This is a genomic window from Lactococcus sp. UBA7128 (assembly GCF_002492185.1).
GTDB classification, from domain to species: Bacteria; Bacillota; Bacilli; order Lactobacillales; family Streptococcaceae; genus Lactococcus; species Lactococcus muris.
In genome coordinates, this window is sequence record NZ_DKXK01000040.1 from 18431 (window position 1) to 28821 (window position 10391).

11 protein-coding genes, 1 pseudogene and 1 other annotated feature are annotated in these 10391 nt (G+C 38.7%); all 12 genes and pseudogenes read right to left on the reverse strand.

Annotated elements, in window-relative coordinates:
• Positions 1-65 precede the first annotated feature (65 nt).
• Positions 66-1109 (reverse strand): SepM family pheromone-processing serine protease, encoded by a 1044-nt coding sequence (locus tag B4H39_RS04925; RefSeq protein WP_202231126.1) that lies wholly within the window; start codon positions 1107-1109, stop codon positions 66-68.
• On the reverse strand, positions 1099-1596 hold the full coding sequence (gene coaD, locus B4H39_RS04930; RefSeq protein ID WP_202231127.1) for a pantetheine-phosphate adenylyltransferase: 498 nt from the start codon (positions 1594-1596) through the stop codon (positions 1099-1101). Before coaD ends, B4H39_RS04925 begins: the two co-directional genes overlap by 11 nt.
• Positions 1586-2125 (reverse strand): 16S rRNA (guanine(966)-N(2))-methyltransferase RsmD, encoded by a 540-nt coding sequence (gene rsmD / locus B4H39_RS04935; protein WP_202231128.1) that lies wholly within the window; start codon positions 2123-2125, stop codon positions 1586-1588. Before rsmD ends, coaD begins: the two co-directional genes overlap by 11 nt.
• A gap of 91 nt (positions 2126-2216) precedes the next feature.
• On the reverse strand, positions 2217-3566 hold the full coding sequence (locus B4H39_RS04940) for a glucose-6-phosphate isomerase (protein ID WP_251422100.1): 1350 nt from the start codon (positions 3564-3566) through the stop codon (positions 2217-2219).
• Between the two features lie 148 nt (positions 3567-3714).
• Entirely contained in the window at positions 3715-6357 is a 2643-nt protein-coding gene (locus B4H39_RS04945) for a valine--tRNA ligase (RefSeq protein ID WP_251422097.1), read from the reverse strand.
• Between the two features lie 90 nt (positions 6358-6447).
• Positions 6448-6621, reverse strand: a binding site (T-box leader).
• 33 nt (positions 6622-6654) lie between these two features.
• Positions 6655-6798, reverse strand: a pseudogene (locus B4H39_RS04950) (elongation factor G-binding protein); the annotation flags it as partial.
• A 63-nt stretch (positions 6799-6861) separates the two neighbouring features.
• Complete coding sequence (locus B4H39_RS04955; protein ID WP_202231131.1) at positions 6862-7497, reverse strand: DUF421 domain-containing protein; 636 nt, start codon at positions 7495-7497, stop codon at positions 6862-6864.
• A gap of 13 nt (positions 7498-7510) precedes the next feature.
• Positions 7511-7957, reverse strand: coding sequence for a DUF3290 domain-containing protein (locus B4H39_RS04960; protein ID WP_202231132.1), 447 nt, complete (start codon positions 7955-7957; stop codon positions 7511-7513).
• 580 nt (positions 7958-8537) lie between these two features.
• Positions 8538-8786 (reverse strand): DUF1912 family protein, encoded by a 249-nt coding sequence (locus B4H39_RS04965; RefSeq protein WP_202231133.1) that lies wholly within the window; start codon positions 8784-8786, stop codon positions 8538-8540.
• Between the two features lie 2 nt (positions 8787-8788).
• Positions 8789-9136: an MmcQ/YjbR family DNA-binding protein gene (locus tag B4H39_RS04970; RefSeq protein WP_202231134.1), complete on the reverse strand. Its 348-nt coding sequence runs from the start codon at positions 9134-9136 to the stop codon at positions 8789-8791.
• Between the two features lies 1 nt (position 9137).
• Entirely contained in the window at positions 9138-9647 is a 510-nt protein-coding gene (locus B4H39_RS04975; protein WP_251422094.1) for a GNAT family N-acetyltransferase, read from the reverse strand.
• Between the two features lie 9 nt (positions 9648-9656).
• The gene (locus B4H39_RS04980; RefSeq protein ID WP_251422091.1) at positions 9657-10364 is read right to left on the reverse strand and encodes a B3/B4 domain-containing protein; all 708 of its coding nucleotides are present in this window, start codon (positions 10362-10364) and stop codon (positions 9657-9659) included.
• Positions 10365-10391 lie beyond the last annotated feature (27 nt).

The following is a 10391-nucleotide window of genomic DNA, read 5'->3' on the forward strand; positions in this document are numbered from 1 at the left end:
TTTCTCCGCTTTCTCTACAAAAAGTGGCAATAAATTTTCAGCTACCACCATAGAGTACACAGAACCTATTTTTCAAGATAATCTAGGGCCTCTTGGATGGTCTTGACAGGTACGATTTTCATGTCTGTATTCAACTTTTTAGCTGCTGCTACGGCATCTGTATAGTTATTCGTTGTACCAGAGGCTTTTGCCTGTTCAGCTGTTTCATCTGGGCAGAGGAAGATTTTAGCTCCCTCTTGACTGGCTGTTGCAACCTTTTTATCAACGCCACCAATCTGACCGATACTTCCGTCTTCGTTTATCGTCCCAGTACCTGCTATTTCTCTGCCTCGCCGCAAATCTTTGCCCGTAATCTGACTATAGATTTCCAGAGTAAACATCATTCCAGCGCTTGGACCACCAATCGAGCCTGCATCAATTTTTACTTGAGGATGAGTTACAACCTCTGTATGATCAACCAAGCCGATACCAATGCCCGTCTTGCCATTGCTCAACTTAATATATTTTCCAGTTGCTTCATGTTGGCTACCATCCATCCGTGTATATTTAATTGTTACATTATCGCCCACCTTTTGTTGAGCAACATATTTTATCATGTCTGCTGAAGACTTGAATGTTTTACCATTAACTTCTGTTATCGTATCAGAAAGCTGCAGGTCATTTTTAAAAGTTGAATCCTCACTTATGCTAAGTACGTAAACTCCTTGGTACTTCATTTCATAAGGCTTCCCCGCCAGCTTGAAAGCTTGATAAATCGCAGTATTTTGCGCAGTCTGCATATAAAATTGATTAACCAAGTCAAATTGCTGGTTTGTCAATCCTCCTGTCATTTCTTGGCTACTTAAAACAGTAGCAAATGGATCAGACATCGAATAAAGCATATTCGCCGCATTAGCTCGAACCATTTCAACCGTAGTCAGGTAGAAATTTCCTTTATGTTCATCCTTTGTCCCTGAAACTTCAACCATTTGATTGACCGGTATTGCTCCACCTGGTTGCTCAATGTAATACGGCAAAGGGAAAAACAGCCCTATGATAAATACAAGCGGAATTCCTATAGATAAAAAAAGTTTGAGCTTACGTTTATTTTTGACATCTTCATTTTTCATTTGATTTTTTTCCATTCAGTGCTTTAATAACATTTTCTGGCAGCCATTGGCTTAGGTCTTGTCCAAAGTGATAGAGCTCACGCATCCGTGTAGAACTAATATTTTCGAGTTCTGGTTTTGCGGTCAATAGAATAGTTTCCACTCCCGTCATTTCACGGTTAAAGTAAATCATATTTTTCTCGTAGTCTAAATCAGCCGCATTGCGAACGGAACGCACAAGTGCCGTTACTTCTAGTTCCTTCGCAATATTCACAGTCAAATCATTCGCATGTGCAATCACTTCCACATTAGTTAATTGTAAATCTGCTAAGGCTTTTTCGATGAGGGCTACACGTTCTTCTAAACTAAACAAAGGATTTTTAGCTTCGTTTTTAAAAATACCGATATAAAGCTTGTCAAAAAGCTTGCTGGCACGTTCAACGATATCAAGATGGCCTTTTGTGACTGGGTCAAAAGTACCCGTAAATAAACCGATTTTATCTTTCATAGATGGTTACCTTTGAAATTCCATATACTTTTTCTTTACGCAAGGACAGTTGTCCCACTCTTTCCGGAAGTGTAACTTCTTTATCTGTTTCACAAACAACGATAACGTCATCTGCCAACAAGTCTTTTTTCTGCATTTCTTCTAGATTAGCAACAATACTTTCTCTCGCATACGGAGGATCAAGCAAAACCAAATCAAACTGTCCAGAAAGACGAGCTAAGGCACGCTCTGCTGGCATCTTCAAAAGTTGAAATTTTTCCTCTTCTTTTGTCATCTTGATATTTTCTGCAATCACCAACTGTGCTGAACGGTCTTTTTCAACCATTACAGCACTGGCCATCCCACGTGAGACAGCTTCGATAGCAAGTGAACCTGAACCTGAGAACAAATCCAAGACCCGACCACCTTCAAAATAAGGGCCTATCATATTAAAAATTGCACCCTTGACTTTGTCCGTCGTTGGACGCGTTGTTTTTCCTGCCAATGTCTTCAGTGGTCTACCACCGTAATTTCCTGCTACAACTCTCATTGCTTTATTATAGCACACTGATAGAGTTCTTCCCCAAGAGCAGTAAAAAAGCCATGATTCAAAGAATAATGACTTTTTATAGGATTATTCCTTAATTAAGGCGTGCGTTCAATTCTGCACTCAATTCTTCAAATCCTGGTTTACCAAGAAGCGCAAACATGTTACGTTTGTAAGCTTCAACACCTGGTTGGTCAAATGGGTTGATACCGTTCAAGTAACCAGAGATTGCAATTGCAAGCTCAAAGAAGTAGATAGTGTAACCTAAAGTGAATTCATCTTGCTCAGGCAAAGTAACGATCATGTTTGGCACACCACCATCTGTATGAGCAAGGAGCACACCATCAGCTGCTTTTTTATTGACGAAGTCAACATCTTTACCTTGCAAATAGCCAAGACCATCAAGATCTGCTTCAAGCTCAGGGATAGTGATATTCTTGCGTGGTTTTTCAACACGGATAGCTGTTTCAAATACAGAACGTGTACCTTCTTGGATAAATTGACCCAATGAGTGCAAATCTGTTGAGAAGTTTGCTGATGTTGGGTAAATACCTTTTTGGTCTTTACCTTCAGATTCACCCGCCAATTGTTTCCACCATTCTGAGAAGTATTGCAATGATGGCTCATAGTTAATCAAGATTTCTGAAAGTTTACCCTTGCGGTAAAGAATATTACGAAGTGCTGCATAAGCGTATGCATCATTTTTACGTACGTCTGTAGCTGTATATTCTTTACGCGCTGCGTTAGCACCTTCCATAAGGGCTGTGATATCAGCACCTGATGCTGCGATAGGCAAGAGACCCACAGCTGTCAAAACTGAGAAACGTCCACCAACTGAGTCTGGAACAACAAAAGTATCCCAGTTGTTTGCATCAGCATTAACTTTAACGGCACCTTTTTCTTTATCTGTTGTGGCATAGATACGTTTATTTGCTTCTTCACGGCCATATTTTTTAACCAAAAGTTCTTCAAAGACACGGAAGGCAATTGCTGGTTCAGTTGTTGTCCCTGATTTAGAGATAACATTAACAGAGAAATCTTTATCTGCAACATATTCTACCAAGTCTGAAAGATAGCTTGAAGAAATTGAATTTCCTGCATAAAGAATTTGTGGTGCTTTACGTTCTTCTTTTGATTGGAGGTTAACAAAGCTGTTGTTCAAGAAATCAATTGCAGCGCGGGCACCGAGGTATGAACCACCAATACCGATAACGATAAGAACTTCTGAATCAGATTGAATTTTACTTGCTGCTTTTTGGATACGAGCAAACTCTTCTTTATCATAGTCTTCTGGAAGATCTAACCAACCGATGAAGTCAGAACCCGCACCAGTTCCTTCACGAAGAAGTTTATCTGCGCCGTCAACTTGCCATTGAATTTCGTCAAGCTCTTTATCAGCCACAAATGGTTTCAATTTAGAATAGTCAAATTTAATATGTGCCATCTTATATCTCTCCTTAGAGTTTTTTTCTTTGTTTATTTTATCACTTTTTCACAGCTTTAACAAGAAATGAAAATTTAAGATATTGCAAATCTATCTATACCAAAAAGAAAAAGTTCCCACAATTAGGAACTTTTCTATGACTCATAGACTATTTTTGTAACTCTTCAATACGGGCTTGAGTGCTCTCAAACTTCTCTTGATAGTCTGCTAGTTTAGCACGTTCTTTATCTACAACTTCTGCTTTGGCATTTGCCACAAATTTTTCATTAGAAAGCTTACGGTTAACCATATCGAGTTCTTTTTGCCATTTGTCTAGCTCTTTATTAAGGCGAGCAATTTCTTCCTCGATATTAATCAAGCCTGCTAATGGAAGGTAAATTTCTGCACCAGTAACAACTGCTGACATGGCTTGTTCTGGTGCTGCCACATCCGCTGCAATAGTTAACTCGCTTGGATTAGTGAAACGTCTGATATAAGGCGCCACCTTGTTCAAGAAGTCTTCCTTGTCTGATTTGATCATCATTGGCACGGCTTTTGATAAAGGCGTATTCACTTCCGCACGAATATTACGTACAGCGGTAATAATTTCAATAAGCATGGCAACACCATCTCCAGCTTCTGCATCATCAAATTCTGGATGTACTTCTGGATATTCAGATACCACAATAGATTTGCCTTCAGCTGTCGGAAGTTTTTCGAAGATTTCCTCTGTGAAGAAAGGCATGATTGGGTGCAAGAGGCGGAGCACTTGATCAAGGACATGCACAAGCACTGAACGTGTAACGTCTTTTTCTGCTTCATCATCGCCAAACATTACTTCCTTGGTCAACTCAAGGTACCAGTTGGCAAACTCATCCCAAATGAAGTTATACAGAATATGACCTGCAACACCAAACTCAAATTTATCCATTTGTTCCGTAACACGCGCAATTGTATCATTCAAGCGTGTGAGAATCCAGCGATCGGTAACATTACCTGCTGTTTTCTCTGCCACTTGGTCAAGATGAGCAGAAATTTCTTCTGCTGTGATATCCCCTGCATTCATCAGGATATAGCGTGAAACATTCCATATCTTATTGATGAAATTCCAAGCTGCATCCATTTTGTCGTAGCTAAAACGCACATCTTGTCCTGGAGCTGAACCATTGGATAAGAACCAACGCAAGGCATCTGCACCATATTTTTCAATCACATCCATTGGGTCAATACCATTCCCCAAAGATTTGGACATTTTGCGTCCCTCTTCATCACGAATCAAGCCATGGATAAGCACATTATTAAATGGTGCTTTTCCTGTAAACTCAAGGGATTGGAAAATCATACGTGACACCCAGAAGAAGATGATGTCATAGCCCGTAACCAAGGTCGTTGTAGGGAAGTAACGTTGGAAGTCTTCTGCCTTTTCATCCGGCCAACCCATAGTTGAGAAAGGCCATAAAGCAGAGGAGAACCAAGTGTCAAGTACGTCTTCATCTTGTACCCAACCTTCGCCTTCTGGGGCTTCCTCACCGACATACATTTCACCAGCTTCGTTGTACCATGCAGGGATTTGATGTCCCCACCAGAGTTGACGTGAAATAACCCAGTCGTGTACGTTTTCCATCCATTGAAGGAAAGTGTCGTTAAAACGTGGAGGGTAAAACTCAACCGCATCTTCTGTTTTTTGATTTGCGATTGCATTTTTAGCCAACTCTTCCATCTTAACGAACCATTGTGTCGACAAGCGGGGCTCAACCATTACACCTGTACGTTCTGAATGCCCAACGGAGTGCATCATTTTCTCAACTTTAACTAAGTTACCGAGCTCATCTAATTTTTTAATGATGGCTTCACGGGCTTCAAAGCGATCCATGCCATTAAACTCGCCTGTGAGCTCGTTCATTGTACCGTCAGCATTCATCACATTAACTTGTGGCAAGTTATGACGTTGGCCAACCAAGAAGTCGTTAGGATCATGGGCGGGCGTAATTTTAACCACACCTGTCCCTTTTTCCATGTCTGCGTGTTCGTCACCAACAATAGGAATTTCTTTGTTAATGATAGGGAGAACAACACTTTGACCGATGTATTTGGCATAACGTTCATCTGCAGGGTTAACAGCAACAGCAGTGTCTCCAAAGAAAGTTTCTGGACGCGTTGTCGCTACTTCAAGCGCGCCTGAACCATCTGCCAAAGGGTAAGTAATGTGATAGAAGGCACCTTCGACGTCCTTATGGATAACTTCAATATCTGAGAGTGCCGTCATGGCTTTTGGGTCCCAGTTAATAATAAACTCGCCACGGTAAATCCAACCTTTTTTGTAAAGTTCAACAAAAACTTTGCGGACTGCGGCAGATAAACCTTCGTCAAGCGTAAAACGCTCGCGATTGTAGTCAACAGAGATACCCATTTTACCCCATTGTTGATGGATGGTTTCAGCGTATTCGTCTTTCCATTCCCAGACCTTTTCCAAGAATTTCTCACGGCCCAAGTCATAACGGGAAATACCTTCTTCTGCTAAACGCGCTTCCACTTTGGCTTGCGTTGCAATACCTGCGTGGTCCATTCCTGGCAACCAGAGAGTATCAAAACCTTGCATGCGTTTTTGACGAATGATAATGTCTTGCAAAGTCGTATCCCAAGCATGTCCCAAGTGGAGCTTACCGGTTACGTTTGGTGGTGGAATAACGATGCTGTAGGGTTTTGCTTTTTTGTCACCTGAAGGTGCAAAAACACCTTGTTCGAGCCATTTTTCATAGCGTCCTGCTTCGACTTCAGCAGGGTTAAACTTTGTTGATAATTCTTCTGTCATTTATTTTTCCTTTCGGTATGAAAACAGTTGATGAGGTTGAGGGAGAGCTGCATAAGTTATGTCAATAAAAAATACCACGCCAAACATCCAAAATAGGACGCTCACGCGCGGTACCACCTAAATTCCTGCTTTTTTATAAAAGCAGACACTTAATTTTTATTTAACTGACCTCAATGCAACCTTCACAAGCTTCATCTGAAATCTCGCAGCCACCGATTTCTCTCTCAAAGATTAGACTTGTTACTCCTCATTTAGTGCTTTTATTCTATCAGATTTGTCCGTTTTTTGCAAGGTCACTTAGCGTTCTTTGATTATCTCTAAGAAATGCTCTAAACCTTCTATTTTTTGCATTTGTCGATTACAGTTCACACTATCGACACAAATATATGTGCCATTTTTAGTATAGGTCCCATCAGCACCCCTTTTAGTGGTCGCTAAAAACTAGAAGGAAAAGCCTCTTCGCTTTATTTTCTGTAAAAATCTGGAGGAATAACCTTTCCTTGACTAGTCATTGTAGCCATACAACTTAAGTTCCCCAGAGATATATTCACCTAAATATATTTCACCAATTTTGTTATAGCCTTGTTCTAAAATTTGCGATTCAACCCATTCAGCATTTTTATCAATAACTTCTAGAACATCTAGATTCACTTGACCATCTACAATAAGAGGATATTTAACATTTTCTTCTCCAAATTCAATTAATGTCAGCTGACCGTTTTGTTCTAAAATAGCACGTTTTACATTATCAATTTTATAGATACCGTTGGAACGAAGTTTGAACATCAAGTCATTAGCAGAAATACCATTTTTCAAACACTCCTCAACTCTGATATTTCCGTCTTTTATTAAGGTTAATGGGCGACCATCTACTAGTAATTTTATATATCGATTATGTTCTTTTGAAAACTTTAAAATCAATACCAAAAGCGTCCAAATAATTAAAACAAGTATAAATTGTAAAACTGTAATAGAGTCATTATAAATAACTCCCCCAATTATTCCACCTAAAACATAATTTTGAACTTGATCCATTGCAGAGGCCGGCGCTAAATTTCCTTTTCCCATTATGTTTATTTGAATAATAAGACAAATAATACCTAAAGAGAATTTTAAAATTATCGAACTGTAAAGTAACATACCTTCTCACAATCTATTTTTTCATTTCATTATTTTGGGGATTAATCAAATAACTTTCTACAAACGTATATGTCTTCTGATCAGGATTTAAGTTAACTGAGTAATATTTATCATCAATTTTTACAATTATTCCATCAGCAAATTGAGTAGAATTAACTAAAACCTTATCTATATCTACCTTTTGATTTTTAGCTACATTCTCAATAAAAGCGACCATTTGCGAGGATTGGTTCTGTTTTGATTGAAATCCTATATAATTAGAATATTGTATCCCTAGTTCTAAAATAATAAATAACAAAAGAATTATACTTAAATCTCGATATTTAGTTTTTATTTTGTGTCTAATATAGATACTGAATATAATGACGAGTACTGTAAGACTTGCAAATATAAAAATATATCTGATATAATCATTTATTCCTGATTGTGATTTCAAAAATTCGATATCATAAAAGTTCATATAATGCTCCTATACGAAATTATTAAAATCAGATCGTGATTTAAAATACTTCAAATTCTTCATTAATAAATGCTTTATTCCAAAAATGCCCTAATTTGTAATAAGGCATTTTTTCTTATCCCGCCAATTCGAACCAGCACAGCTCAAAGAGCAGAGCTTTTGTTTTTTCATTGATGCTAGGAATTATTATGTATATCAAAAAAGCATCGTTAAAAACGCTCAATCGGTTAGAAACAGCATTTAATAAGTTTTTAGCTAAAGCAAATTGAAGCTTATTTCCATTTTGAAAAATGTCAACTCTTTGTAAAAGTTGAAAGTAGAACTTAAGGCAGACAGTAAGATTATCTTTTGCAAAAAACCTCTCTTAGCCCCTCCTTTATACACTTCAAGCAAATTTTGAATTTCTAGCCTGTAAGTTTCAAGTAGTTCTTTACTAAGCAGATGGTCTACTGATACGTTAAAATAGTCAGCCATTAAGGTTAGATTTTCCGCTGTTGGCTATTGTGCTTTCAATCGATATAAATAATTCACCCCAAAGCCTAAGTTCTCGGAAACCCTTTGCAGTGATTTCCCTTGTTACTTAAAAAGTTTTTGTACCTAAGTCCGGTACGTCGTGGAAATCCTTACCTGCTTTATAGTTTTCAAATTTCCCTTGAATAAACTGATAAGCATCGAGACGACTTTCATAACGGATAGCCGCTTCTTTTGCTTCAATTTTTTTATCTTCATCCGCAATTTTTTCTGCAGCTTTCATTGCCATTTCTGAAAGTTGAACCTGTTGGTCTACCCATTCACTAAAATCTTTTAAAAATTTTTCTTTATATTCCATTTTTATTCTCTTTTTGGTTTGATTAAACGATAACTGTTTTCAATCATCTGTTTTGCTTGTTCCTCTGAAACATCACCCCCAAGATGAATATCATTCCAGTGCGTTTTATTCATGTGCCAGGCTGGGCGTATTGAGTCAAAAGATTCACGAAGTTCTTCGTTGACTGAGGGTAAACCTTTGACAGCCAAAACAAGCTTGCCTTCACGCTCCGAAATATAGACAAAGGATTTTTTGTTTTTTAGATGCTTCACAACAACCGTCGCTGGTCCTTTTTCCATCTTTGCAAAAGGTGTATCCGCAAAAGTTGGACCAAGAGATAGGCAAAACTCTAGCCAGTTTTCTTTATTCATCTCATTCTCCTAAAAGGAGTTGATAAGCGATGCGATCTCCTTCGTAGAAAACCATACCACGTTTTTCAAAGCCCTCACGTTCAAATACTGCCTGCATCACTGCATTAGCTGGGTGTGTATCTACGCGGAAGTCTTTATAGCCGCGTGCTTGCATCAGAGTAAAGATGTTTGAAAAAAGATATTTTGTCAGACCCAGACCACGATATTCATCAGACAGTGCTAAACAATGGACGGTGACGTAGTCCAAGCTGTCATTTAACCACTTGCCATTATAAATTTTCGTATATTGGGTATCTTCTCCAGTAATAACCGCACAAAAGCCTGCAACTTTTTCATCTACAATCAGAACGTAGCCGACATCTTCGTGAATAAAATTTTCAATATCACTTTGTGCAGGATACTCAGCTTGCCATTGATCACTCCCTGATTTGCCCAGAAATTCTCGCGCCTGAGCAATAATCGGCATAATGGATGCAACATCCGCTTTGGTTGCCTTTCTTAAATAAATCATGCTTTCCTCTTAGTCTAAGCTGAGCTCAGGATTTTCTTTTGTCATAATCGCGAGCTCTGCACGCCCTCCGAGGTGAGCAACAGTAAGCTCTGCTAACTTTTCTATAGCTTCTCGTAATTCATCTGTACGACCTGAATCCACACATTCTATGATTAAAAAGGCATTTTTTGTGTTTTCCGTCAGCATTGTACGTTGACCGTCACGCCAATTCCAGCAGCGACAAACCGCCCCTTCATCATCAAGATAAGCAATTTCTCCAGCCAGAGCATTATCTGGCTCCTCATCTCCCAAAGCGATAAATTTTTCCCCACCTTGAGCTTGAGTCAGACGAAGATTGCCAGCAAAGCTATCAATATCTTCACCACCAGCTGGAAGGCCATAAGTTAAACTCATCGTGTTGTAGATATCCACAAGGGGATTAATACTGCCAACTTCTTTACCTTTTTCAACCCGTTTCATCAAGTTTTCAATAGAAGAACGTGCACCTTTTTTAGTCTTGAACTTACGATAAGCTTGACGCCAAACTGAAACAACTGGATTTTCACTAAAAATAGGCTCTTGTAAAAATTTTCTTGATTCTTGGTTAGCCTTGGCCAACATGTCCTTGACTTCAGCAGAGCTCTCTCCTGTATTATCAATTCCTTTAGCTAAAACAATCCCAATTTGCGTATCTGGGAAAAGCTCCCAAAAATCTTTTTCAATGATAAATTTTGTCATTTCCTTTTCCTCCGTGGTTTACTATAG

What these genes read in the sequence shown, in the direction of transcription:
- B4H39_RS04925 (WP_202231126.1), bottom strand. Translation starts at nt 1,109, where the DNA reads ATGAAAAATGAAGATGTCAAAAATAAACGTAAGCTCAAACTTTTTTTA.
- coaD (WP_202231127.1), bottom strand. Translation starts at nt 1,596, where the DNA reads ATGAAAGATAAAATCGGTTTATTTACGGGTACTTTTGACCCAGTCACA.
- rsmD (WP_202231128.1), bottom strand. Translation starts at nt 2,125, where the DNA reads ATGAGAGTTGTAGCAGGAAATTACGGTGGTAGACCACTGAAGACATTG.
- B4H39_RS04940 (WP_251422100.1), bottom strand. Translation starts at nt 3,566, where the DNA reads ATGGCACATATTAAATTTGACTATTCTAAATTGAAACCATTTGTGGCT.
- B4H39_RS04945 (WP_251422097.1), bottom strand. Translation starts at nt 6,357, where the DNA reads ATGACAGAAGAATTATCAACAAAGTTTAACCCTGCTGAAGTCGAAGCA.
- B4H39_RS04955 (WP_202231131.1), bottom strand. Translation starts at nt 7,497, where the DNA reads ATGTTACTTTACAGTTCGATAATTTTAAAATTCTCTTTAGGTATTATT.
- B4H39_RS04960 (WP_202231132.1), bottom strand. Translation starts at nt 7,957, where the DNA reads ATGAACTTTTATGATATCGAATTTTTGAAATCACAATCAGGAATAAAT.
- B4H39_RS04965 (WP_202231133.1), bottom strand. Translation starts at nt 8,786, where the DNA reads ATGGAATATAAAGAAAAATTTTTAAAAGATTTTAGTGAATGGGTAGAC.
- B4H39_RS04970 (WP_202231134.1), bottom strand. Translation starts at nt 9,136, where the DNA reads ATGAATAAAGAAAACTGGCTAGAGTTTTGCCTATCTCTTGGTCCAACT.
- B4H39_RS04975 (WP_251422094.1), bottom strand. Translation starts at nt 9,647, where the DNA reads ATGATTTATTTAAGAAAGGCAACCAAAGCGGATGTTGCATCCATTATG.
- B4H39_RS04980 (WP_251422091.1), bottom strand. Translation starts at nt 10,364, where the DNA reads ATGACAAAATTTATCATTGAAAAAGATTTTTGGGAGCTTTTCCCAGAT.